The 22,979-nt window shown below is 69.7% G+C and carries 21 protein-coding genes and 1 tRNA gene; 10 read left to right on the top strand and 12 right to left on the bottom strand.

The window, feature by feature from the left end:
• Positions 1-42 precede the first annotated feature (42 nt).
• The 7 genes from FMQ63_RS25235 to FMQ63_RS25205 form a co-directional block, all read right to left on the bottom strand.
• Positions 43-126, bottom strand: a tRNA-Leu gene (locus FMQ63_RS25235).
• A gap of 83 nt (positions 127-209) precedes the next feature.
• Positions 210-587: a 2Fe-2S iron-sulfur cluster-binding protein gene (locus FMQ63_RS25230; protein WP_011554983.1), complete on the bottom strand. Its 378-nt coding sequence runs from the start codon at positions 585-587 to the stop codon at positions 210-212.
• A gap of 1 nt (position 588) precedes the next feature.
• Positions 589-2,436, bottom strand: a complete 1,848-nt coding sequence (gene hscA, locus FMQ63_RS25225; RefSeq protein WP_011554982.1) for a Fe-S protein assembly chaperone HscA — start codon at positions 2,434-2,436, stop codon at positions 589-591.
• Positions 2,433-2,990, bottom strand: coding sequence for a Fe-S protein assembly co-chaperone HscB (gene hscB / locus FMQ63_RS25220; protein WP_026114026.1), 558 nt, complete (start codon positions 2,988-2,990; stop codon positions 2,433-2,435). The genes hscA and hscB overlap by 4 nt, the downstream gene beginning before the upstream one ends.
• 108 nt (positions 2,991-3,098) lie before the next feature.
• Positions 3,099-3,497: an iron-sulfur cluster assembly accessory protein gene (locus FMQ63_RS25215; RefSeq protein ID WP_020478678.1), complete on the bottom strand. Its 399-nt coding sequence runs from the start codon at positions 3,495-3,497 to the stop codon at positions 3,099-3,101.
• 25 nt (positions 3,498-3,522) lie between these two features.
• Positions 3,523-3,924, bottom strand: coding sequence for a Fe-S cluster assembly scaffold IscU (iscU, locus tag FMQ63_RS25210; protein WP_002634235.1), 402 nt, complete (start codon positions 3,922-3,924; stop codon positions 3,523-3,525).
• Positions 3,925-4,020: 96 nt separating this feature from the next.
• Positions 4,021-5,382, bottom strand: a complete 1,362-nt coding sequence (locus tag FMQ63_RS25205; protein ID WP_225909986.1) for an IscS subfamily cysteine desulfurase — start codon at positions 5,380-5,382, stop codon at positions 4,021-4,023.
• Positions 5,383-5,729: 347 nt separating this feature from the next.
• Between FMQ63_RS25205 and FMQ63_RS25200 the strand changes: the two genes are divergently transcribed.
• Both FMQ63_RS25200 and FMQ63_RS25195 read left to right on the top strand, forming a co-directional pair.
• Positions 5,730-7,631, top strand: coding sequence for an SPFH domain-containing protein (locus FMQ63_RS25200; RefSeq protein WP_216609211.1), 1,902 nt, complete (start codon positions 5,730-5,732; stop codon positions 7,629-7,631).
• 58 nt (positions 7,632-7,689) lie between these two features.
• Positions 7,690-9,132: a protein-disulfide reductase DsbD gene (locus tag FMQ63_RS25195; RefSeq protein ID WP_026114024.1), complete on the top strand. Its 1,443-nt coding sequence runs from the start codon at positions 7,690-7,692 to the stop codon at positions 9,130-9,132.
• Between the two features lie 19 nt (positions 9,133-9,151).
• Here the strand turns inward: FMQ63_RS25195 and FMQ63_RS25190 are convergent, their stop codons facing one another.
• Positions 9,152-9,580, bottom strand: coding sequence for a thiol-disulfide oxidoreductase DCC family protein (locus FMQ63_RS25190; RefSeq protein WP_011554976.1), 429 nt, complete (start codon positions 9,578-9,580; stop codon positions 9,152-9,154).
• Positions 9,581-9,730: 150 nt separating this feature from the next.
• Here FMQ63_RS25190 and FMQ63_RS25185 point away from each other — a divergent pair, with 150 nt between their 5' ends.
• Entirely contained in the window at positions 9,731-10,630 is a 900-nt protein-coding gene (locus FMQ63_RS25185) for a VanW family protein (protein ID WP_225909382.1), read from the top strand.
• A complete protein-coding gene (locus FMQ63_RS25180; protein ID WP_020478679.1) occupies positions 10,627-11,676 on the top strand; it encodes a hypothetical protein in 1,050 nt (349 codons plus the stop codon). Before FMQ63_RS25185 ends, FMQ63_RS25180 begins: the two co-directional genes overlap by 4 nt.
• Positions 11,677-11,774: 98 nt before the next feature.
• On the opposite strand, the gene FMQ63_RS25175 is transcribed toward FMQ63_RS25180, so the two are convergent.
• The 4 genes from FMQ63_RS25175 to FMQ63_RS25160 form a co-directional block, all read right to left on the bottom strand.
• Positions 11,775-12,359, bottom strand: a complete 585-nt coding sequence (locus tag FMQ63_RS25175; protein ID WP_011554973.1) for a tRNA-uridine aminocarboxypropyltransferase — start codon at positions 12,357-12,359, stop codon at positions 11,775-11,777.
• Positions 12,356-12,904, bottom strand: coding sequence for a hypothetical protein (locus FMQ63_RS25170; RefSeq protein ID WP_020478680.1), 549 nt, complete (start codon positions 12,902-12,904; stop codon positions 12,356-12,358). Before FMQ63_RS25170 ends, FMQ63_RS25175 begins: the two co-directional genes overlap by 4 nt.
• Before the next feature lie 101 nt (positions 12,905-13,005).
• Complete coding sequence (locus tag FMQ63_RS25165; protein WP_171452320.1) at positions 13,006-13,872, bottom strand: DMT family transporter; 867 nt, start codon at positions 13,870-13,872, stop codon at positions 13,006-13,008.
• A gap of 58 nt (positions 13,873-13,930) precedes the next feature.
• Positions 13,931-14,662 (bottom strand): YafY family protein, encoded by a 732-nt coding sequence (locus tag FMQ63_RS25160; RefSeq protein ID WP_011554970.1) that lies wholly within the window; start codon positions 14,660-14,662, stop codon positions 13,931-13,933.
• Between the two features lie 87 nt (positions 14,663-14,749).
• Between FMQ63_RS25160 and FMQ63_RS25155 the strand changes: the two genes are divergently transcribed.
• From FMQ63_RS25155 to FMQ63_RS25130, 6 genes are all read left to right on the top strand, one after another.
• Complete coding sequence (locus FMQ63_RS25155; RefSeq protein ID WP_011554969.1) at positions 14,750-15,508, top strand: alpha/beta fold hydrolase; 759 nt, start codon at positions 14,750-14,752, stop codon at positions 15,506-15,508.
• Positions 15,509-15,543: 35 nt separating this feature from the next.
• A complete protein-coding gene (locus FMQ63_RS25150; RefSeq protein ID WP_011554968.1) occupies positions 15,544-16,110 on the top strand; it encodes a TetR/AcrR family transcriptional regulator in 567 nt (188 codons plus the stop codon).
• 111 nt (positions 16,111-16,221) lie between these two features.
• Positions 16,222-17,094, top strand: coding sequence for an alpha/beta fold hydrolase (locus tag FMQ63_RS25145; RefSeq protein WP_011554967.1), 873 nt, complete (start codon positions 16,222-16,224; stop codon positions 17,092-17,094).
• A gap of 17 nt (positions 17,095-17,111) precedes the next feature.
• On the top strand, positions 17,112-18,719 hold the full coding sequence (locus FMQ63_RS25140) for a sensor histidine kinase (RefSeq protein WP_011554966.1): 1,608 nt from the start codon (positions 17,112-17,114) through the stop codon (positions 18,717-18,719).
• Positions 18,720-18,859: 140 nt separating this feature from the next.
• Positions 18,860-19,462 (top strand): RNA polymerase sigma factor, encoded by a 603-nt coding sequence (locus tag FMQ63_RS25135; protein ID WP_011554965.1) that lies wholly within the window; start codon positions 18,860-18,862, stop codon positions 19,460-19,462.
• The gene (locus tag FMQ63_RS25130; protein WP_026114023.1) at positions 19,462-22,455 is read left to right on the top strand and encodes a CHAT domain-containing protein; all 2,994 of its coding nucleotides are present in this window, start codon (positions 19,462-19,464) and stop codon (positions 22,453-22,455) included. The genes FMQ63_RS25135 and FMQ63_RS25130 overlap by 1 nt, the downstream gene beginning before the upstream one ends.
• Positions 22,456-22,979 lie beyond the last annotated feature (524 nt).

Here is a 22,979-nt window from a genome sequence, read left to right as displayed (position 1 = left end):
AAAGGGGCCCCGGTTTGAAACCGGGGCCCCTTCTCAACTTTGTGCCCAGGAGAGGACTCGAACCTCCATGCCCTTGCAGGCGCTAGACCCTGAATCTAGTGTGTCTACCAATTCCACCACCTGGGCAGGTGGGGCATCGCGGTGCGGCGCTGCGATGGGCCGGACGTATAGAGCTACTGCCCGGCCCCGTCAAGCACTACGTAACAGCCTCACTTCTTCAGCGGCCATTTTCCTTCGGCCTCGAGCGAACGGCGCAGGACGGGGTTCTCGTCCATGAAGGCGGTGAGGGACTCCTCGGTGATTTCGACCAGGATGTCCTCGGCGCCCAGCTCCGTCTGGCAGCTCAACCGGGAATAGGGGCGGACGTCGAAGCCCATGTCCAAGCGGTCCGCCTCCGCGTCCGTCTGCTCGCTCAGCGAGTCGAGGCCCTTGCGGACCCAGATGTGGCAGGTGGAGCAGCCGCAGACCCCGCCACAGCTATGCCCCACCTGGGCGCCGCAGGCCTCGGCGGCGTCCAGCAGGGTGGTGCCGGTGGGCACGTCGGCGCTGACCTCGGCCAGGGGGCTCTTGAAAGTCACCTTGGGCATGTCAGTAGTCCTCCACGGAGTGGCCAGCCACCACCTGGGTGATGGCCTGATTCATCACCCGTTCGATGAAGGGGCGGGACGCCTCGTCCAGCGCGTGCACGGCCTCCTTCAGCTTCAGGTGGTCCTCGCCCTTCATCAGCTCGCGCACGCGGGCGATGGCGGAATCAATGGTGGCGCGCTCCCCCTCCTGGAGCAGCGAGCCGTGCTCGCCCAACTGCCGGTCCGCCTCGGCCAGGACGCGCTCGGCGTCCACCCGCTGCTCGCGGACCTGCCGGGCCTGGATGTCGTCCTCGGCGTAGTCGATGGAGTCGAGCAGCATCTGCTCAATCTCCTCGTCCGTGAGGCCGTGGCTGGGCTTCACGGTAATCGACTGGCTGACGCCGGTGCTCTGCTCCTGCGCGCTGACGGAGAGGATGCCGTCGGCGTCCACCTGGAAGCGGACCTCCACCCGGGCCATGCCAGCGGCCATGGGCGGAATGCCGGACAGGGTGAAGCGCGCCAGGCTGCGGTTGTCCTCCACCAGCTCGCGCTCGCCCTGGAGCACGTGGACGTCCAGGCCCGTCTGCCCATCCTTGAAGGTGGTGAACACCTGGCCCGCGGTGGTGGGGATGGTGGAGTTGCGCTGAATCAGCTTCTCCACGATGCCGCCCATCGTCTCCAAACCCAGGGAGAGGGGAATCACGTCCAGCAGCAGCACGTCGTCCTGCCGGTCCGCCGTGGTGAGCAGGTTGGCCAGCACCGCGGCGCCCAGCGCCACCACCTGGTCCGGGTCGATGTCGCCCAGCGGCTCACGGCCGAACAGCTCCGCCACGTAGCGGCGCACCGCCGGCACGCGCGTGGCGCCGCCGACCAGGATGACGCCGTCCAGCTCCCCGGCCGTCACGCCCGCGTCCTTCATCGCCCGCCGGCACACCGTGCCCGTCTTCTGCACGAAGGGCTGAACCCAGGCGTCGAAGTCCTCGCGCTTCACTGAGTGCGTCTGCCCGCCCGCGGAGAACTCCACCGAAGCCGCGTCGGTGAGCGCTTCCTTGGCCTTGCGCGAGGCCGCCAGCACCTCCGCTACCAGGGCGGGAGCCGGCGCCTCGGACGCGCCCAGCGTCTCCAGCACGCGCTGGGCAATCGCCCGGTCGAAGTCATCGCCACCCAGCGCGGAGTCGCCGCCGGTGGACTTCACCTCGAACACACCGTCCACCAGCTTGAGGATGGAGATGTCGAAGGTGCCGCCGCCCAAATCGTAGACGACGAAGGTGCCCTGGCTGCCCTTGTCCAGACCGTAGGCCAGCGCGGCGGCGGTGGGCTCGTTGAGCAGCCGCAGCACCTCCAGCCCGGCCAGCCGGCCCGCGTCCTTGGTGGCCTGCCGCTGGGCGTCGTCGAAGTAGGCGGGCACGGTGATGACGGCCTGCTCCACCTTGGTGGAGAAGTGCGCTTCCGCGCGGCGCTTGAGGGCGCGCAGCACCTCACCGGAGACTTCGATGGGCGTGACCGGCGTGCCGCCCGCCACGTCGAAGCGCACCACCTTGGCGCCGGGCGCGAACTTGTAGTGCCCCAGCTTGCGCGTCTCCGCGTCGTCTGGGCTGCGCCCCATGAAGCGCTTCACGGAGGCGATGGTGTCGGTGGCGTGCTCGGACGCCAGCTTCCGAGCCCGGGCGCCCACCACCACACCGCCGTCCTTCGCGTAGTGCACCACGGAGGGGAGGAACAGCGCGTCGCCTTCGTCCACTGGGACGCAGACGGGCTGGTCCTTCACCACCGCCGCCACCAGCGAGTTCGTCGTGCCCAGGTCGATGCCCACCGCCTGCCCCTTGGGCTTCAGCGGGTCGTGAATCTGAAGGTAGCCGTTCTTGCTCACGCCTGAATCTCCTCCTCGAACGCGTCCACCTGCTCGAGGAAGCGCGTGAAGTAGCGCACCCGCCCCAGCGCGTGCGATGCCTTTCTCACTTGTTCCTGCCCGCCGTCCCCCGGCTCGCCTGCCTCCAGGGTGCGAAGCGACTCCGCCGCCTCGGTGAGGGCCGCCTTCTTCCGGGCCTCCACGTCGTCCGCCATGGCCCGGGCGCGGCCCAGGTCCTTCTTCGCCATGGCGGTGTCCAGCGACTCGCGCAGGTCCATGACCTCCTCCAGGAAGGCAAGGGGCATGTCCTTCTGCGCGCCCGCGTCCTCGCGGTCCAGGTCGATGCCGTGCAGCTTGAGCAGGTAGAAGGCGCGGCGCACCGGGTCCTTCAACGTCTTGAAGGCCTCGTTGAGGGCGGTGGTGCCCTCCAGGGCCTGCAGGCGCTCGCGCGCGCTGGCCTGTGCCACGCGGTCCGGGTGGAGCTGCAACGACAGCTCGCGGTACTGCTTCTCCAGCGCCGGCACGTCCACGTCATAGGCGCGCTTCAGGCCGAAGACGTCGAAGTGGGTCCTCAAAGGGGGCTCTCCAATGCGGGGAGGGGACAAACGAAAAGGGCCCGGCGGCTGGCCGGGCCCGCGTGGCGGCGGCTCCGCCCAGAAGGGGGCGGAGCGCGTGCTGCCGCGTCAGACGGAGAAGCTCTCTCCGCAGCCGCAGGCCGCCTTGATGTTGGGGTTGTCCAGCTTGAAGCCGGAGGCCATGAGCGTCTGCTCGAACACCAGCTCGGTACCGATGAGGTACAGGTAGCTCTTTGGGTCCACGAAGACGCGCACGCCGTCCTTCTCGAAAATCTTGTCGCGCTCGCGGGACTTCTCCGACCACTCCATGGAGTACTGGAGGCCCGAGCACCCGCCGCCCTTCACGGCCAGCCGCAAGCCCGCCTCGGGCGTCTGCCGCTGCTCCAGCAGCTCCTTCAGCCGGGCCACCGCGCTGTCGGCAATGGTGATGCCCTTGGGGGGCTTGGCCACGGGCGCGGTGGCAGGCGCCTGGCGCTGCGTCGTCTCCTGGGTCGCCTGTTCGCTCATGGTTCGCCTCTCCCTTTCCCGAACGTCAGGACGCCTTGGCCTGACGCGCGGCGCGCTTCTTCTTGAAGTCCTCGATGGCCGCCTTGATGGCGTCCTCGGCCAGCACGGAGCAGTGAATCTTCACCGGCGGCAGCGACAGCTCGCGGGCCACGTCCTTGTTGGAGATGGTCATCGCCTGGTCCACCGTCTTGCCCTTCACCCATTCGGTGACGAGCGACGACGAGGCAATGGCCGACCCGCAGCCGAACGTCTTGAAGCGGGCGTCCTCGATGAGCCCGTCCTCGGAAATCTTGAGCTGCAGGCGCATCACGTCGCCGCAGGCGGGCGCGCCCACCAGGCCGGTGCCCACGTTCGGGTCTTCCTTGTCGAGCGTCCCGACGTTCCGGGGGTTCTCGTAGTGCTCGATGACCTTGTCGCTGTAAGCCATGCCTGCTCCTTCAACGGATGCTTCTCACCAAAGGTTCCGGCGGGCAACACCCTCCGGGCGAGGGGGCTCGCGCCCCCCTGTCTACCTGAGAAGGCGCTAGTGCGCCGTCCACTCGATGCTCTTGAGGTCGATGCCTTCCTTGGCCATCTCGTAGAGCGGGCTCATGTCGCGCAGCTTGCGGACCTTGTCCACTACGAGGTTCACCACGTAGTCGACTTCCTCTTCCGTGGTGAAGCGGCCCAGGCCGAAGCGGATGGAGCTGTGCGCCAGCTCCTCGTCCACGCCCAGCGCGCGCAGCACGTAGGAGGGCTCCAGGGAGGCGGACGTACACGCCGAGCCGGAGGACACCGCCACGTCCTTGATGCCCATCATCAGGGACTCTCCCTCCGCGTGGGCGAAGGAGATGTTGAGGTTGCCGGGCAGCCGGTGCTCCAGCGAGCCGTTGATGACGGTCATGTCCAGCGCGTCCGTGAGGCCCTTGCGCAGCTTTTCACGCAAGCGAAGGAGGCGCGCCGACTCCTCGGGCAGCTCCTTGCGAGCCAGCTCGGCAGCCACGCCAAAGCCGACGATGGCCGCCACGTTCAGCGTGCCGGAGCGCATGCCGCGCTCATGACCGCCGCCGTCGATGCTGGGCGCGATGCGCACGCGCGGCCGGCGGCGCACGTACAGCGCGCCAATGCCCTTGGGGCCGTACATCTTGTGCGAGGTGATGGAGGCCAGGTCCACCTTCATGGCCTCCACGTCGAAGGGCACCTTGCCGATGCCCTGCACCGCGTCGCAGTGGAAGAGCACGCCCTTGGAGCGGCACAGCGCGCCAATCTCCGCGATGGGCTGCACCACACCAATCTCGTTGTTGGCGAACATGATGGAGACCAGCACCGTCTTCGGCGTCATCGCCGCGGCCAGCTTCTCCAGGCTCACCCGGCCGTCGGGCTCCACGTCCAGGTAGGTGACGCGCGCGCCGCCGGTGGGCAGCTCGGCCCACTTACGGTACGTCTCGTCGGAGTCCACGTCGTACTTCGACAGCAGCTCCGACTGGTTGTCCTCGGTGACGTCCTGGCCCGCCAACTGCGCCAGCCGCAGCAGCTTCAGCTCGTCCAACCGCTCCTGCCGCACGCGCTCCAGGCGCTTGCAGGTGTCCAGGATGGCCTTGTGCTCCGTCTTGAGGGTGATGATGTGGTCACCCTTGGACTTGTAGAACTCGATGACGCCCTTGATGGCCAGGTTGTCGGACTCGGTGGCGCCCGAGGTGAAGACGATCTCCTGCTCGGCCGCGCCGATGAGCTCGGCCACCTGCTGCCGGGCCTTGTTCACCGCCGCCTCGGCCTTCCAGCCGAACACGTGATTGCGGCTGGCCGCGTTACCGAAGTCCTCTCGCAGGTAGGGCAGCATCGCCTCCAGCACCCGCGGGTCCAGCGGGGTGGTGGCGTGGTTGTCCATGTAGATCGGCAGCTTCACCATTGCTTCCAACACCTTCCTGGAGGGGACGTCGACCGGCGCCTCGGAGCGCCTTTGCCGCAGGGGAACCTACACCGTCACACCTGAATGTGGACCGGACTGGTCAAATATAAAAAGGGGCGCCTTCGGGTCAAGCGAACATCAGGCGCGCCGCGGGTGTGGGTGCGTGCTCCCAATAGGACGTCTTAAGTGAACGCCGCGCCATCGTGGATCAGTCCGGGCGCGCCGTCCTGGGACGAGGCGCCCCAGAATGGCGCACACCCTCCGGCCAACCGCTTGATTTCCCGGCAGGCCCCTCGCTGGCCGGCCGCCTGCACGGGTGGGGGCCACCACAGGGAGGCACGCACATGAGCGCGAAGCAGACGGCCCGCACGAAGGAGGCGCAGGAGACGGGGGAGGGCGGCGGGAGGACGCACCTGGTCCGGATGGACGGCGGGGGCGGAGGCAAGCTGGAACAGCCGCGCTATGTGGACGGGTGGCGTGCCGGCAAGCCCGCGGAGGACCCGGAGAAGATGAAGCGCTGGGGGCTCGTCACCGCGCGGCCCAGTGAGTTCCTGGTCCACATGCGGCGCGGCCGGGTGCGGGAGGTCAGCGGCCAGGGCGCCAGTTGTTTCAAGCTGCCGGGGGACTCGGTGGCCATTGTCCCCACCAGCATCCAGCGACTTCAGTTCACCGCGGACCAGGTGACGCACGAGAAGGTGGGCGTGCAGGTGACGGGGCTGGCGGTGTACCGGATTTCAGACCCGCTGGTGGCCTTCCGCATGCTCAACTTCTCCTTCCCGGAGCGCGCGCAGGAGAAGCTGGCCGAGCTGCTGCGGGAGATGTTCGTCGGCGCCGCGCGGCGGCTGGTGGCGAACATGTCCGTGGAGGAGTGCCTCTCCAAGCGCAAGGAGGGCATCGCCGCGGAGCTGGTGCGCGAAATCGCGCCCGTGCTCTCCGGCCGAGGCCGCCTGGAGGACCAGACGGACGCGGGCTGGGGCGTCATCCTGGACACGATTGAAATCCAGGACGTGCGCGTCCTGTCCTCCACCGTCTTCGCCAACATGCAGGCGCGCTTCCGCCATGAACAGGAGCGGCAGGCGCGTGAGGCGGAGCTGGCCAAGGAGCGCTTCGTCCACCGCGAGGAGACGGAAGCCGAGCGTCAGCTGAGCCTCCAGCGGCTGGCGGCCGAGGAGGAGGTGCGCCAGAAGAAGCAGACAGCGGAGGAGCAGGCCCGGCTGGAGGCGCTGGCGGTGGAGGCGCGCGTGGCCGAGGCGAAGCTCGCCCAGGAGCGCACGCTGAAGCAGGAGCAGGCCACCGTGGAGCGCGAGGTGGCGCTGGCGAAGATGGCCGCTGAGCAGGAGGTCCGCCAGAAGAAGCAGGTGGCCGACGAACAGGCGAAGTTGGATGCGCTGGCCGCGGAGTCCCGCCTGGCCGACGCGAAAATCGTCTCCGAGCGGGCGCTGGCCGTCAGCCGCGCTCAGGTGGAGATGGAGAAGCTCCAGCGCGAACAGGACGCGGAGGTCGCGCGCCAGCGCGTGGCCCTGGAGAAGCTCAAGCGCGAGCAGGACACGGAGGCCGGTCGCGCGAAACTGGAGCTGGAGAAGCTGAAGCTGGCGCAGGAGTCCGAGGCCGCGCAGGCGAAAATCGAGCTGGTGCGGCTCCAGCGCGCGCAGGAGGCGGAGAACGCCAAGGCGCAGATGGAGCTGGCGCGGCAGCAGCGTGAACAGGCGCTGGAGCTGTCACGCCAGCGGCACGAGCAGGAGGTGGAGCTGGCGAAGCTGCGCCGCGAGCAGGAGGAGGCCGGCGCCAAGGCGCAGCTGGAGCTGGAGCGCCTGCGCCGCGAGCACGAACAGGCCACCGTGTGGCACGAGGTGCAGATGGCCGCGCACCAGCAGGAGGCCGAACGGCTCCACGCGGAGCTCCAGGTGGTGCAGGCCCGGCGGTCCATCGTGGAGACAGAGGTAGTCATCGCCGAGCTGAGTGTGCGCAAGGACCGGGCGCAGCAGGACCTGGAGCTGGGCAAGGCGCGCGCGCTGCGCGACATCGAGAACAGCGTTAGCCCGGAGGTCATCCAGATGGCCCTGGCGCAGCAGCTCCCGCAGGTGGCCGCGGCCTTCCAGCAGAAGATGGGCGAGGTGCACGTCACCGCGGTGGATGGGGCCAATCCGTTTGGTTACATCGCCGCCGCGGTGGAGGGCGTCATGGGGCTGGCACGTTCCGCCGGACTGAAGACGCCTGCTTCCCCGCTTGCCCCTCCAGCGCAGTAGCCCGTGGCCCCCGGCCTGCGTATACAAGGGGGGCCTGGGAGCACGGAGTCACGCGCGCATGGATGCGAAGAAACTCGGAGTGATGGCGGTGCTGGCCGGAGTGGCGGTGGCCGTGGTGCCATGGCTGCTGCCCACGGGTCCCAACGCCAATCTGGATGCGGCCCGGTTCCTCGAAGCCGGCAGCCTCGCGGTGGGCGCGGCGGTGGTGTTCGCGGGTGGGTTGCTCACCGCGCTGACGCCGTGTGTCTATCCGCTCATCCCCATCACCGTGTCCGTCTTCGGCGCGCGCAAGACGGAGGGCCGGGGCCGCGCGCTGCTCCTGACGTCCTCCTACATCGTGGGCATGGGCGTGGTGTTCAGCGCACTGGGCGTGCTGGCGGCGAAGACGGGCCAGGCGTTCGGGTCGATGCTGGGGCACCCGGCGGTGGTGACGGGCCTGGCGGTGTTTCTGCTACTGCTGGCCACGTCCATGTTCGGCGCGTTCGAACTGGCGCTGCCGTCGTCGTTCCAGACGAAGCTCAACGCGGTGGGGGGCGCGGGTGTGGCGGGCGCGTTCCTGATGGGCAGCGTGTCCGGCTTCCTGGCGGCGCCGTGCACCGGCCCGGTGCTGACGGGCCTCCTGGCCTTCGTGGCGAAGTCGGCCAACACCACGCTGGGCGCGTCGCTGCTGTTCGTCTACGCGCTGGGCATCGGCGTGCCGTTCTTCCTCATCGGCGTCTTCACCGTCCGGCTGCCGCGCGGCGGCGTGTGGATGGAGTGGGTGAAGAGCGTGCTGGGCATCATGCTAGTGGCCCTGGCCTTCAGCTACCTCAAGGACGCCTTCCCCTGGGCGCGGGACGTGGTGAAGGGGCTGGGCCTCCACGTGGGCCGGGTGCCGGGAGCCGTCATCGCCGCGCTGCTGGTGGCGGTGGGCGTGGCCCTGGGCGCGGTGCACCGCTCGTTCAAGGAAGGCGCGCGGGAGTTCTCGTTCAAGGCGCTGGGCGTGGCGCTCGTCGTCGCGGCGCTGGTGCTGCGCGGCGGGGCGCTGGACGGGGGCCCGGTGGGCACGTTGTGGGTGAGCCTGGGGCTCGCCGAGCCGGCGCGCGCACCGGCCTGGCAGTGGCACCACGTCATGCCGGCGAAGCAGGCCACCTTCTCCCCGGAGGCCTTCGACCAGGTGCTCGCACAGGCGAAGGCGGAGGGCCGGCCGGTGCTCATCGACTTCTTCGCGGACTGGTGTGCGGCCTGCAAGGAACTGGACCGCGACACCTACCCGGCGCAGCAGGTCATCTCCGAGTCCGACGAGGGGCGCTTCCTCAACATCAAGATTGACGCGACGAACAGCGAGGACTCGCTGGACGCGCTGCTGGAGCGCTTCGGGGTGGAGGGCTTGCCCACCGTGGCGTTCATCTCGCCGGAGGGCAAGGTGCTCACCCAGCCACGTGTCACCGGCTTCCTGGCGCCCAGCCCCTTCGCCACGGAGATGAAGAAGGCGCGCTGCACGGACGCCAACGCCTGCTGATTCGGTGGGCGACGCCTGGCTACGGAGTGGTCTCCGGGAGGAAGCGGGCTCGCAGCTCGGGCGTGGGGATGCGGCACTGAGCTTCCCGGCCGAACCAGCGGTAGCGGTTGCGCGCGATGATTCGGTAGACGAGGTCGCGCAGCGGCCGGGGCACCACGATGAAAGCGTAGAGAAACCGCCACGGCCCCTTCAGCATCCGCGCGACGCGGAGCGCGGCCGTGGACCGCTCGTACAGCTTGCCGTCCTGCAGGAGGACGAAGCTGTCCGGTTCCTCCTTGGGCACGACGCCATGGGGCGCCAGCAGCGCGGCGGCTCGCTGGGACTGCAGGGCGGTGAAGCGGATGCGCGCCTCGGGGTCCCGGTCGATGATGAAGAGGACCGTGCCGTTGCACAGGTTGCACACGCCGTCGAAGAGGACCACGGTGTCCGGGGGCTGGGCGCGGGACATGATGCGGCAAGTCTAACAGCCCACTCCGCCGGGTGACGCCGAAGCGGCGGGGGAACTCCAGACGGGTGTCCCCGCGGCCGCGCCCGTGCATGAGTGGTGTCAGACCCTGGTGTTTCCTTCCCTGGCGCCGCCCTTGCAGAATGTTCGGACATGCCCTCGCCGCCCATCGCTCCCCGACTCCTGGAGTTATCCGCCCACGCCCTGCTGTGGAGGCGAAGCAAGCAGTGGATGCTCCAGGCGAACCGGCTGGTGCGGTGGTCCGCGACCCCCGAGCGCTGGCCGCGCCCGCTCCTGGCACCCACTCACGAGAAGGGCGTGCTCCTCGGCTCGCACACCGTGAATCTGGAGCGCTCGGACTCGGACGCGGACCCCGTGCTCGAAGCGGGCAAGCAGCACAACGTGCGTCTGGCGGCGCCGGCATTCGATGGCCTCCTCCTCGCTCCGGACAGGCCCCTCTCTTTCTGGCGCACGCTGGGCCGGCTGACGGAGCGCAAGGGCTACCGGCATGGGCTGGCGCTGAGCGGTGGCTGTCTCACCCCGTCCATCGGGGGCGGCATCTGCCTTCTGGCCAATGCGCTCTTCGAGTTCGGCGCACGCCAGGGCTGGCACATCCTGGAGCGCTGGGGGCACACGATGGAGGCGGTACCCCCGCCGCCAGGCGCGCTGTGGGGAATGGATGCCACGGTGGCCTGGCCCTATGTGGACCTGGTGATGGCGCCTCGTGAGGGAGCGGTGCGGCTCGGAGCCCGCGTCTCGGACGGGAAGCTGCGGCTCTCCATCCATGGGGCGGAGGCCCCCCGGACACGCTCACGGCTGTGGTCCGAGGACGAGTCCCTTCTCGAGCTCGCCGAGGGAACCCTGCGCATCAACCGCGTCGTGCGCCGAGTCGAAGACACCAGTTCTGGCGCCGTGCTCGAGGAGCGCACCATCGCCGAGAACCGGCGCCGCCTGCTGAACCCCGAGGCGCGGAAGCGGACGTGCCTGACGTGCGGGGAGACCGCATGCCACGCCCGCGTCGAAGTCCCACGGTCGGAGGTCCGGGCGCCATGAACCTGGTTCTCGCACCGGAGCCCGCCCCCTGGCTCTCCCATCTCGCGTCGCTGCTCACGCGCGAGGCGGAGGTGCTGGCCCCCTGGGCGCTGCCGAGGCTGCCCGATTGGGGACCACTCCCCACCCGCCTGCGTCAGGCCTGGACCCGCCGGACGTTGCCGGTGCCCGAGGGCTTCCGCGTCTGGGGCCTGCCAGGCTGGGGGGCCGTGGAGGCCGGGATGCGAGTCGCGGCGCGCTCGACGGCGGCGACACTCCAGGCCCGCTTCACCCTGCGCAAGCGGTGGGCGCAGGCAGCCTCGGCGCTGCTTCCGGCGTCGGTGGAGACGGTGCTCGCGCCAGCGCTCGGTGCCCGGGAGGTCTTCGCGATGGCCCGCCGCCGGGGCGCGCGCTGCGTGCTGGTGGAGGACCTGCCCTCCTTGAGGGCACTGCACGCGGACCTGGACGCCGCGGCCGCGAGACACCCGGAGGAGGCCTTCCTTCGCAACCACCGCGCCTCCGCGGAGGACGTCGCGCGGCAGGATGCGGAGCGCGTCCTCGCGGATGAAATCTGGGTGCGAGGCGAGCTCGCCCTCGAGCGGCTGCGGCTGGCCGGACACGCCCCGGAGAAGCTCCGCAGGCTGCATTTTCCATCGGACCGCGAATCGCCCCCGGCGCCCCGTTTGCCCCAGGGCCACGGCCCGCACGTGGCCCTCCTCGCCGGGCCCGCTCTCGCGCGCGGCGGACTGCGAGAAGCCTTGGCGGTGCTCGACGAGCGGCCCCAGTGGAACCTCTGGGTGCGCCCCGCAGAAGGCACGGACCCACGACACCTGAACCACCCGCGAGTGCGGAGGGTGACGGCTCAGGTCCAGCGCACGCTCCAGCAGGTGGACGTGGTGCTCGCGCCAGCATGGTGTGAGAGCCATCTGGGCGAGCTGGCGCAGGCGCGGGAGCAAGGCATCCCCATCATCGCCACGGATCGCGCCGCGGGCTTCTGGCCCTGTCGGGCGATTCCTCGCGGCGATGTGCCCGCCCTCATCGCCGAACTGGACGCGCTGACCGCGCGCTGAAGCCCACGCCTGTTGGCGCCAACTCCCTCCTGAGTGGGCTGTTCGTGGCCATCGCGAAGCACCGGCCGGGGCGCGGCCCCTGGACGGCGTCGAGCGCGCTAGGTGTTCCGTCCCCGGCTCGCGAGGACGCGGTCAATCATCTGCTCGTGCAGTGCATGGAGCGGTTGGGCGATGTGTTCGCCCTCCAGATACGCAAGCGCACCGGCGATGGCCTCCAGCGTGGACATGCCATCCGGGTGGGGTGGGCGACGCAGGCGCCGCGAGTCCGGCGCGGGCGGTGGCAGCTTCAAGCCGGGCAGCCGCCGCAGCGCGGGGACTCGCTGAACCATGCGGCGTGCTTGTCCCCAGCTCCCATCCAGGATGATGAGCCTGCTGGGAAAGGCCGCACCGGGCGCGGGCTCGTGGTGTGCGTCCGGGAACAGCAGCCACGTGTCATCGCCCTCCAGGATGGAGGCGTCGAAGGGGACGCCCGGCGAGCCATAGGAGACGATGTTGCACCGGGGAATGGCGAGCGCCGCCATGCGCGCGGTGTTGGTGGATTTGAGCGTCTCCTTGTGGTGCCGGACGATGAGCAACTCCGTGCGCGTGGAGACGCACGGCACCTCGGCGCATAGACACAGGGCAGCGGGGAGGAAGCAGCGCGGGCAGCGACCCGCGAGGTCCTCGGGCGTTCGAGACCTCATTTGCCCTGGCGGTATCGCTCCATGAGGGTCCGGGCCTCGCGCAGCTTCTCCTCGACGAAGCGGTCATCCGCGTCCGGCTCGTACTCCGCGTCGGGCAGGTCGAGGTGGAAGAGGGCGGAGAGGCTGACGGGCGTCACTTCCAACCATTCGGCGGTGCGGTTGAGCGCGGCCTGACGGCGGCCCGCGAATGTCTCCGGCCCGTCTTCGGGGCCGCAGCGGCAGATGCGCGCCGTGTCACCGGACACGTCCACGTAGAGCCCCAGCACCTCCGCGTCCAGCTCCGCGGCCAGCGCGCACGTGGCCTCGCTGACGTAGGCGGCCATGGCCTGCGCCGCGGAGCGCTCCGTCAGCGAGCGGACCAGGAACACCTGCCAGCCGGCTTCGGTAATCGCGCCGGCTTCCTGGAGCGGCGCCAGCTCCGCGGGCGGCGCGTGGATGCGCGTGAGCAGCCGTCGCACGGGCACTTCCATCCGCTCGAGCCGGGCGCTCGACGCGGGACAGAAGAAGACGACGCGATACTCACGGCTGTCGGCTGCGGTTTCCATAGGCATACGGCGTCGCCAGGAACGGAGGGAAGAGTGTGTGCGGGGGCCCAAGAGGACCAAAGGACTCCCCAAGCATGCAAGGGGTGATTTGGCGCACGCGTTCAACGTGCCGCGGCGCGCAGCGGCACGGCCTGGAGGGTGGCGCGTCGCTCGGCCGCCACCCATGCGCCGGCCACCAGCACCAACAGGCCTCCGCCCAGGGCAACGGGCGTCAGCGTCTCCGAGAAGAAGGCCCAGCCCACCAGTGAAGCGGTGAGCGGTTCCAGGTACGTGAGCGCCGCCGTGGCCGCCGTGGGAACGTGCCGCAGACCGGTATGGAAGAGGATGTTTCCAATGAGGCCGCAAACGATGCCGCCCACGAGCACGAGGAGCGTGCCTCCATCCACCGTGGGTGGCAGTACCCGGTCTCCGAAACAGAGCAGCAGCACGCCCGCGGAGATGGGGGCATGCAGTGATGTCACGGCCATGGGTGAATAGGCCCGCGCCGCCTGTTTCGCGGCCAGGACGATGATGGCGTAGAAGCAGGCGCTGCCCGCGCCCAGCAGCGCCGTCAGCCCTGAGAAGTCGCCGTCGGGCCGGCCGATGAGCAGGGCCAGGCCCACCAGCGTCACGGGGCCGCCTATCAGGGCCCGGGTGGAGCGCTCCTCGCCCAGCACCCAGGGGGCCAGCAGCGCCAGCAGCAAGGGCGCCAGGTAGTGCGTCAGCACGGCGATGGACACCGGCCCGCGCTCCATGGCGGCGAAGAAGAGGGCCGTGTTCGCAGCGTCCGCCAGCGCCACGACGAGCATCGCCAGGGTGGCCCGGCGGTCGCGCAGGGCATCGCGCCGGAACAGGAAGGGCGCCGGGAGCGACATGGCCAGGAGCACGAGGAATGCGTTCTGCGGCCCGGCGAGCCCCGCTGGACGGAAGAAGAGCGCCCAGCACCCCCAGAGGGTGGCCCCGGCCGCGACCATGGCGAAGTACCGCACCGTGTGACTCCTGGTGACTCCGGCGCGCACTCCGGCTCCGGCGGGCGCGCAGCCTACCTCAGCCTGGGGCTCGCGTACCGTTCGCGCGCTGGGCATCGGCCTGGGCTCGCAAGCCCTCCATGTCGGGCGTGAAGGGGCGGTCGGGGACGAGGCGGGCCCGGCGGATGCGATCCATGCGGAACATGCGCGCCGCGGCCTTCTCCACGTCCCGGGCCAGCACGTACCAGACGGGCGACTCCACCAGCAGCCCGTGCGGCTCCACGATGCGGCGAGTCGCCTTGCCGTGCCGGTCGCGGTACTCGAAGGAGAGGCAGACCTGCTCGCGGAAGGCCCGCTCGAAGACGGCGAGCAGCTCCTCGGGCGGTGTGCCGACGTCCTTCAGCACGCGGGCGCTCGCGGGTCGTCCCACGACCACGCGGCGGCAGAGCTCGCGCATTCCCCGGGCCCGCTCCTTGGGGACACTGGCGAAGAGCTTCTGGAGCCCCGAGCGCGCCGCGCCGCCCCAGGGCAACGTGCTGCCCGTCGCGGACAGGTTGGCGGCCAGCCAGAGCGCCACTACTTCCTCCTGCGACAGGTGGACGGCCGCCACGCCCCGGTCCCGTTCCAGCCGGACGCCGCCCCCAGGGCCTGTGTCGCTGCTCAGGGGAATGCCCTGTTCCCGCAGCGTCGCCAGGTCCCGGTGGACAGTGCGTGCGCTCACTTCGAGCGCCTCGGAGATCTCCGCCACCGTCGTCCCATCCCGTCCCCGCAGGAAGTCCAGCAGCCGCATTACCCGGTCGACTCGTGCCATTGCTGACAGTTTCTGTCAGGGATGGGCCGTACTCCACAAGCATCACGTCGCGCACGACTGCGCGCTTCGAGGCCAGAGGAGGCCGTCATGATGGGGTCCACGGGAATGCTGAATGTCGACGATGGGGGCGTGGGTGGACTGCCGGTGGTGTTCGTCCATTCCAGCGCCGGCAACACCACGCACTGGGCCGCGCAGCTGTCGTACCTGCGCGAGCGCCGCCGGGCCTTGGCACTGGACCTGCGTGGCCACGGGAAGTCCGAGCTGCCACGGGACGGCGGCTTCGCCGTGGAGGACTTCGCGCGGGACGTGGGGACGGTGGTGGATGGGCTGGGGCTTCAGCGCTTCGTGCTGGTGGGGCACAGCCTGGGCGGGGCCGTCTGCGTGGCCTACGCGGGGGCGCAGCCGGACCGCGTCGCGGGGTTGTTCCTCCTCGACCCGGCCTCGGATGGACGCTCGATGCCAGCGGAGCAGGCCCGGGGCTTGATGGCGGTGCTGGCGACCGAGGCCTGGAGCGCGGTGGTGGAGGAGGCCTGGTCCCCCATGTTGGCGCCGTCCCGGCCGGAGGTGCGCGAGCGCATTCTCTCCGAGATGCGCGCCACGTCCCAAGAGGGCGTCCGGGGCGGACTGGGGGCCCTGCTGGACTTCGACCCCGTGACGCCGCTGCGGCGCTACTCGGGGCCGCGTCTGTCGGTCGTGACGGCCTTCAATGAGGAACCGGGCTCGTATCACCACCTGGTGCCGGAGCTGCCGCACGCGAAGGTGGAGGGCACGGGGCACTGGGTGCAGCTCGACGCTCCGGACGAGGTGAACCGGCTGCTGGACGGCTTTCTCGCCACGGTGCGCTGAGCGCGCGCGTTCGCCGCGCGTGTTATCTACGGCCCGTGCCCCGGCCCAAGCTGCACAGCGACGAAGCCATCCTCGACGCCGCCATGTTCGTGTTGCTTCGGAACGGGCCGGGCGCATTCACGCTGAATGACGTGGCCGTCGCGGTGGGCATGTCCCGCGCGGCGCTCATCCAGCGCTTCAAGAACAAGGAGCACCTCTACTTCCGGCTCATGGAGCGGACCGCCGAGCAGAAGCGCGAGTATTTCGCCGGTCTGCCCGTGGAAGTCGGAGCACAGGGTCTCTGGCGTTTCCTGAAGACCCTGGTCTCGGTGATGGGGGAGGGCGAGGCGCTCGACGCACACCTGCTCCTGGCCTGGGAGGACGTGAGAGACCCCACGTTGAGGCGGATGGCACATGAGCGGAATCTGCTCGTGCGCGACGCCATCGCCGTCCGGCTTCCTCCCAGCGTCGACCGTGGCGCGGTGTCCGCCCTGCTTCAAGACGTCATCGCGGGTGCGACGATGCAGTGGTTGGTGGAGCGGACGCCGCCGTTGACGGAGTACGTCCTCGCTCGCTTGCGCACGTTGCTCGGGTGCGTGTTCCCACGAGAGTCCTTCGACTGAAGGTTGTGTCGCTTGGAGGGGCAACCAAGATGTGTGGGTTGAATATAACCGACGCGTCGGTTATTAATTCGTCATCCGCGCCAGTTCCTGGCTGTCGAAAGGGGTTCCTGGATGTCCGAGCGCATCATCGAATCGGGCGACATTCGGCTCTGTACCGAGGGCTTCGGGCGTGAGGGCGACGCCCCCGTGCTGATGTTGATGGGGGCGGCCAGCTCGATGCTGGGGTGGCCTGATGGGCTCATGGAGCAGCTCGCGAGGGCGGGGCGCTTCGTCATCCGCTACGACCACCGCGACACGGGGCGCTCCTCGCACGGTGTGCCAGGAGCCACGCCCTACACGCTGGACGACCTCGCCGCCGATGTCATCTCCGTGCTGGATGGATACGGCATCGAGCGCGCGCACCTCGTGGGGATGTCATTGGGGGGCCTGCTCTGCCAGCTCGTGGCGTTGAAGTACCCGGAGCGCGTCCTCTCGCTGACGCTCATCAGCGCCCAGATTTTCTCGGAGCCTGATTTCGAGGACCCGGGTATGGACCCGGCGGTGCTCGCGCACTTCCAGCGGGCCGCCACGCTGAACTGGTCCGACGAGGCCGAGGCCATCGGTTTCCAGGTCGAACTCTCACGGTTGTGCGTGGGCCGTGCGCGAAGGTCGTTCGACGAGGCTCGGGTGCGGGCGCGAGCAGTACAGGACTACCGGCGCGCGCTCGCGCCTCAATGCGCGTTGAACCACGCGGGGCTGTCCGGTGGCCTGGAGTGGTACGGCCGGACGCGTGAGATTGAAGCGCCGCTGCTGGTCATCCACGGCTCGGTGGACCCGGTCATCGACCATGCGCATGGCGTGGCCTTGAGCCGTGCCGTCAAGGGCGCGTGCCTGGTGACACTGCACGACGCGGGGCATGACCTGCACCCGGATGACTGGGAGACGATGACCCGGGCCATCACCGCCCATACCTCGGCGGCGAGTCCGCCTCACGGCGCTCGCTGATCTGTCACAGTACGGGCATGGGGCCCTTGTTCGCCTACAGCCTCGTGCCTGTCCTCTCCGTGTCGCTGCTGCTGTTCTTCACGGCCGTGCTTCGGGGGCACAACGCGCGAGGCCTGACGCTCTACTGTCTGGCGACCGCAGGGTGGACGGGCGCGCTGCTGCTGCTCTGCATCCCGTCCATGGCGTGGGTGGGGGAGCGCTTCGTGGCGGGTGGGGCCTTCGTCGCGGCGGCATACCTGCACTCCGCCTATGACGTGACCCGGCAGCGCTCCTATCGGCTGGTGGTGCTCGCGTACTGCGTGGCGGTGGTGGTGACGGGCATTGGCGCGTTCCTTCCCAACGTCCTGCACGGGCCGCTGGCGATGGGGCGAGGCCCCCTGTTCTGGCCCACCATGATGCTCGCCGTGGCGGCGGCGGGCGTGCCGCTGGTGCATCTGTCGCGCGCGTACCGGGGCGAAGCTCCCGAGCGACGGCCCATCCTCCTCAGTCTGGGCATCGCCGGGCTGCTCGCGTACCTGGGCAGTATCGGCAACGCCCTGTTGCTGTCGGGCGGGTACGCGTTGCCGTTCGGGATGTACCTGGTGCTGGCGGCGCTGCTGGTGCTGGTGCATGTCATCAATGCCCATCAGCCAGCCGCGGACCGACGGCTGCTCGAACGCAGCCTCGTCTACTCCGCGGTGGCGGCGGTGTTGTCCGCGGGCTTCCTCTTTGGCGTATTGACGCTGCTGTCGGGCAGCGGGCAGCCGTTCCTCACCGAGTACCGCGTAGGTGCCTTCTTCCTCCTGGCCCTGGCCGCGCTCGCGTTCGAGCCCGTGCGTCAGGCGCTTCAGGCCTGGCTGGGGCGCCGGCTCCTCAAGGGCCGGGCCACCAGTGACGAACTGGCCGTGGCGCTCGCTCGCGAGGAGGCGCGCGCGGACCAATCCGCGCGGTTGGCGGAGTTGGGACAATTCACGTCCGCAGTGGCCCACGAGGTCCGCAATCCGTTGGGCGTGCTCGCCGCGCACCTCAAGCTGCTGGAGCGAAGGGGCGGGGACCCGGACACGGTGGCGGCCATGCGGGAGCAGATCGACCGCGCCAGTCACTTCGTGGACGAACTGCTGCGCTATGGACGCCCGCGCCCGCTGGACCTGCGCCGCGTGGATGTCTCAGCCACCGTCGCGCTGGCGTACTCCACCGCGCGGCAGGGACTTGGCTCGCTCGCGCCCGATGTCGCCTTCGAGTCCGAGGAGGACGCGTCGCTCACCGTGGAGGCCGACCAGTCCCAGCTCTCACAGGTAATGGTCATCCTGTTGGAGAATGCCTTGCTCGCCCTGAGAGACGTGCCCGCACCGCGGTTGAGGACATCCATTGAGCAGGCGAGCGGCCGGTTGCTCGTCCGGGTGGAGGACAGCGGGCCTGGCATTCCACCGGAACTGCTGCCCCGGCTCTTCCAGCCTTTCGTGACGGGCCGCAAGCGCGAGGGACCTCGGCCGGGGACAGGCTTGGGGCTGGCCATCGCACGAGGCATCGTCGAACGGCATGGCGGACGTTTGAGTGCGGGACGCTCGGAAGCCCTGGGGGGCGCGGCGTTGACGTTGGAATTACCCGTGGCGCAGCCTGCCTCGATTTCCGCCGCGCTGGCCTGACGCCGGCCTGTCCCTGGCCCGCGGGACGGCAGGGATGTCGGTGAGCGGGCGCAATTTGATGCGATTGAGTCTGCTTCACGACGGCCTTCCAAGGATTGCCCCGGACTTCGTTTCGATAGGCGTGGAAGGAGTCCGGGTCGATGAGCGGCCAACGCATTGCCACAGTCATTCGCATTCCTGTGGCCTACAGTACGGATGTGCATCCCGACGGGTTCGAGGAGTTCGCGCATCGTGTCAGGCCCATGCTGTTGGCCCTGGCGAGACGGTTGTGCGGTCAGGGGGGCATCGATCCGGAAGACCTGGTGCAGGAGGCGCTCACGCGCGGACTGCTGCATCACGGGGCACTCGCTGCGCAGCCGGAGCCCGTCTACAGGGCGTGGTTGTGTCGGGCGATGACCAATCATTTCCTCGACCAGTGCCGCAAGCGGCGCTCGGAGTTGCTGGAGCAGGACCGTCCGGAGCTGCGGCTGGTGCGCGAGGGAGTGGCGGCCCCCGAGCCGGAGGCCATGGAGGTCTGGGAGCACATCTCGGCGAAGGACTTCAAGGCGGCCATCGCCCAGTTGTCGAATCCCAGGGTGCGTGAGGCGTATTCGCTGCATGCCTCGGGGCTGCGCTACCGCGCCATCGCCCTGCGCATGGGCGTCCCCGAAGGCACCGTGGGGAGCTGGCTCTATCAGGCCCGCAAGGAGTTGAAGGCGCTTCTGCTGCCGCTCACCGGGAGCGACGGAGGAGGCAGCGCGTGATGGGGACGCTCTGTAACAGGCTGTCCCTCTTCCTCGATGGCGAGCTGCCGCCCGTGGACGAGGAGAACTTCCGGCATCACCTCGCTCGCTGTGACCCCTGCGCGTCCGGCCTGCACGAAGCCATGCAGTTGGAGCTGCTGGGCTTCCATGTGATGGGGGACCCGCGGGTGTTGGCGCACGAGCAGGAGGACGCGCCCGAAACCTGGATGGCGTCCGATGCGCCCACGACACGTGACACGGCCGAAGTGCCGCGGCGCCCTTATTGGCGCTGGGCCCCGTTCGCGGTGGGCGCGGTGGCGGCGGCCATCGTCCTGGTGCTCGTCGTCAAGAGCGCCGGTGTGCGGGGTTCCCAGCAGGAGGTCTGGCTCGCGCAGACGTCGTCGCGCCTCATCGAGGCGAGGGTTGCCTATGCACGCGCCGACGGACACCGGCCCTATGAGCCCCTACGTGCGGGTGTCAGTGGCCCTCCGGGCGGGGCTGGCTCGGCATTGCCGCTCCGGGCGTTGGCGGATCTGGAGGACCAGGGGGACCTGCATGGCATTGCCGCCGCGTACCTGGTCCGCAAGGACCTGCGGCAAGCCTCCGACTTCCTCCATCGGATGTCGCCGTCACCGGACCGGGACAGCGACCTGGCCATCGTCGCGTTGGAGCAGGGGCATCCGGAACAGGCGCTGGCGCTGCTGGACGGGGTATTACGACAAGCGCCCGAGCACGCCCAGGCGCAGTGGAACCGGGCGCTGGTGCTGCGGGAGATGGGGCTGACGCTGCTGGCCGCGGAGGCGTTCGACGCGGTGGTGAAGCGCGGGGAGCCGGGCTGGAGCGAGGAGGCGCGGATCCGCGCGCGAGCGCTCCGGCAGCAGACGCAGGCGCGTGGGCGGGCCTGGAAGGGGGCTCGCGCGGCGGTGCGGGACCTGATGGTGGACGCGCAGGCGAGGCTCCCGCTGGAGGAGGCGAAGCGCTTTCCTGGCATCGTCCGGCTGGCGTTCTACGACGCGGTGAGGGCCGCGCCGTCGCGGGAGTGGACCCTGCGCCTGCTTCCGTTGGCGGACGTGTTGGACGGCGTCCAGGGCGGCGAGGTGCTTCGCGGCTACGTGCTGCGTGTGGCGGAGCGGGACTTCAGCCGCCGTGCACCCCTGGCGGCGGACTACGCGAAGCTCGTGCGGGGCGAGCTGTCCTCGCCAGCGCGCTTCCTGGAGACGCTGCGGCGTTCGGGCGAGGACGACCTGTACCTGGGCGGGCTCATCAATCAGACGGCAGGCGCGCGCCACCTGGAGGATTTCACGCGGCTGGCCCGTGCGGCCGAGGACCCCTGGTTGTCGCTGCTGGCCGAGCGGGAGTTGGCGGGCGCCGAGGAGCGCGCGGGCGAATGGTGGAAGGCGGAGGCGCGGCTTCGCGCGGCCGTGGGGGCCTGTCAGGGCAAGGGGCTGTCCTACCGCTGCGCCACGCTGAAGAAGCGGCTGTCGGACCTCTATCTCGCGCTCAACCGCCCGGCGGAGGCTTTCGAGCAGGCCTGGAGTGGCTGGCTGGCGTCCCGGGAGCAGGAGGAATGGGAGCTGGAGCAACAGTTCCTCCAGGAACTGGCGCACATCGCGCGCTACCGCTTGGACGTCACCAGCGCGCGCGCCTACCTGCGCGAGTCCCTGGCGCGAACGCCCGATGCCTGTGAGCAGCGCACCTACGTGCACCGCAACCTGGCCTACCTGTCGTGGCTGGAGTTCGACGCGCACGAGGCGCGGAACGAGCTGGAGCTGGCGCAGGAGTGTGGCCGGCCACTGGGGTTGCCCGGCGCGCTGTTGTTGTCATACCTGGCGCGCTTCGGCGCGGACAGCCAGGACGCGGACCTGTTGCGCCGCACCCTGGCCGAGCTGCACCGGGGGCAGCCCTCCCCGGGCAAGCTCGCGCAGATGCGCTTCGCCGAGGGGCAGTTCGTGCTGGAGCGCGACCGCGTGGCTGGGCTGGAGCTGCTTCGCGGCGCCATCCAACTGGCGGAGTCCCTTCCCAACGATGTGGACGCGCGCAAGACGCGCATGGGGGCCTACAACGTCCTGGCGCACGAGGCAGGCCGCACGGACGCCCCAGGTGAGGCCCTGGCGCTCATGGGCGCCGCGCTTCAGGTCGAGGTCCCTGCGCGATGTGTGCTGGGCGTCGCCGTGGACTACGAGCGCTCGGTGGTCGCGCTGCGGGGCGCTACGGGTGAACTGCAGGGACACTTCGACGCCAGCCGCGCGGAGCCCCTGGGGCGGGACGCCTCCGGGCTGGTTCCGCCGTCGCTCCAGGCCGCCTTGAAGGGCTGCGAGCGGGTGGACGTGCTCGCGCTGCCGCCGGTGCATGGCCTGCGGGGGCTGCTGCCCGCGGAGCTCGCCTGGAGCTACCGCGTGGGGCGGCCCGGAGGCGCGTCTCCCGTGCCGGCTCGTGGCAGCGGGCCGCACCTGGTCGTCAATGGGGTTGAGGCTCCCGCGGCGCTGGGCCTCCCGCGGTTGCTTCCACTGGAGCCACCGCTCGCACCGGACCCGCAGCGAATCGAGCTGTCGGGCATGCAAGCCACGCCAACCCGGGTGCTGGCGGCCATGGCGCAGGCCAGTGAGGTGGAAATCCACGCGCACGGCGCCTTCAGCCCCGAGATGTCAGACGCCTCGCTGGTGGTGCTGGCGCCTGAACCCGATGGCCGATACGCGCTGTCCGCCCCTCAGGTCCGCGCGCTGAAGCTGGAGCGCGCGCCGCTCGTGCTTCTGGCCACGTGCAGTGCGGCCCGAGCCACGCCTTTCCTTCATGAGTCCTTCAGCCTGCCGGTGGCCTTCATCGAAGCAGGCGCGGCCACGGTGCTGGCCTCCACGGTGGAAATCCCCGACTCGGCGGGGCGCTTCTTCGAAGCGGTGCGTGAGCGCATCCGGAGCGGCGCGCCGGCGGCCCTCGCGCTCCGCGACGCGCGGCGCACGTGGCTGGCGGCCCATCCCTCCTCGGACTGGGTTCACGGCATCCTCCTCTTCGAATGATGGCCAAGGAATCCGACCTGGTGCGTAGTACCAAGGCGGAGGCGGGGAGATGGCATGCCGCTGGGCCCCGCCGGTGCCGCGCACAGGGGGATGCGATGGTGAAGAAGCTTTCGAAAAAGTCGAAGCGCGATGGGACGGTGGTGAGCATCAACCCGCATGACCCACCGCCGGAGCCCACCCCGGGTCTGACGGCGCACCCGCCGTTCTCGGCGAGGATGTCCGTCGTCCCGTCCGTGAATACGGCGTCTCATCCGGACGGCTCGGACAATGCATGTCGTAAATAAGTGACAGTTTTCCGGATTGTCCTGAATCGCGCTGGCGATACAGGTTTTACGGGGCGCCTCCGCTCGGGGCGCCCCGGATTTTTTTGAACAGAATGCACAATAAAAAAGGCTGGGTCCGTATCTGAGATTGAGGGGGCGTTGGTCGCGAGCCCCCGAGAAGAGGGGGAGAGATGTTTCGTGGTGACGCGCGGGGCCAAGGGGATGCGAGCGGTTTCTGGGCACCTGAGGAGGGGCGTGGGG

The organism is Myxococcus sp. CA005 (assembly GCF_006518205.1).
Lineage (GTDB): Bacteria > Myxococcota > Myxococcia > Myxococcales > Myxococcaceae > Myxococcus > Myxococcus xanthus.
Note: the sequence above shows the minus strand (reverse complement) of the source record. Positions and strands in the feature narration are given on the sequence as shown.

Bases quoted from the DNA above. Each gene is read 5' to 3' on its own strand.
- FMQ63_RS25230 (WP_011554983.1), bottom strand. From the start codon at position 587: ATGCCCAAGGTGACTTTCAAGAGCCCCCTGGCCGAGGTCAGCGCCGAC.
- FMQ63_RS25215 (WP_020478678.1), bottom strand. From the start codon at position 3,497: ATGAGCGAACAGGCGACCCAGGAGACGACGCAGCGCCAGGCGCCTGCC.
- iscU (WP_002634235.1), bottom strand. From the start codon at position 3,924: ATGGCTTACAGCGACAAGGTCATCGAGCACTACGAGAACCCCCGGAAC.
- FMQ63_RS25200 (WP_216609211.1), top strand. From the start codon at position 5,730: ATGAGCGCGAAGCAGACGGCCCGCACGAAGGAGGCGCAGGAGACGGGG.
- FMQ63_RS25195 (WP_026114024.1), top strand. From the start codon at position 7,690: ATGGATGCGAAGAAACTCGGAGTGATGGCGGTGCTGGCCGGAGTGGCG.
- FMQ63_RS25190 (WP_011554976.1), bottom strand. From the start codon at position 9,580: ATGTCCCGCGCCCAGCCCCCGGACACCGTGGTCCTCTTCGACGGCGTG.
- FMQ63_RS25185 (WP_225909382.1), top strand. From the start codon at position 9,731: ATGCCCTCGCCGCCCATCGCTCCCCGACTCCTGGAGTTATCCGCCCAC.
- FMQ63_RS25180 (WP_020478679.1), top strand. From the start codon at position 10,627: ATGAACCTGGTTCTCGCACCGGAGCCCGCCCCCTGGCTCTCCCATCTC.
- FMQ63_RS25175 (WP_011554973.1), bottom strand. From the start codon at position 12,359: ATGAGGTCTCGAACGCCCGAGGACCTCGCGGGTCGCTGCCCGCGCTGC.
- FMQ63_RS25170 (WP_020478680.1), bottom strand. From the start codon at position 12,904: ATGGAAACCGCAGCCGACAGCCGTGAGTATCGCGTCGTCTTCTTCTGT.
- FMQ63_RS25160 (WP_011554970.1), bottom strand. From the start codon at position 14,662: ATGGCACGAGTCGACCGGGTAATGCGGCTGCTGGACTTCCTGCGGGGA.
- FMQ63_RS25155 (WP_011554969.1), top strand. From the start codon at position 14,750: ATGATGGGGTCCACGGGAATGCTGAATGTCGACGATGGGGGCGTGGGT.
- FMQ63_RS25145 (WP_011554967.1), top strand. From the start codon at position 16,222: ATGTCCGAGCGCATCATCGAATCGGGCGACATTCGGCTCTGTACCGAG.
- FMQ63_RS25140 (WP_011554966.1), top strand. From the start codon at position 17,112: ATGGGGCCCTTGTTCGCCTACAGCCTCGTGCCTGTCCTCTCCGTGTCG.
- FMQ63_RS25135 (WP_011554965.1), top strand. From the start codon at position 18,860: ATGAGCGGCCAACGCATTGCCACAGTCATTCGCATTCCTGTGGCCTAC.
- FMQ63_RS25130 (WP_026114023.1), top strand. From the start codon at position 19,462: ATGGGGACGCTCTGTAACAGGCTGTCCCTCTTCCTCGATGGCGAGCTG.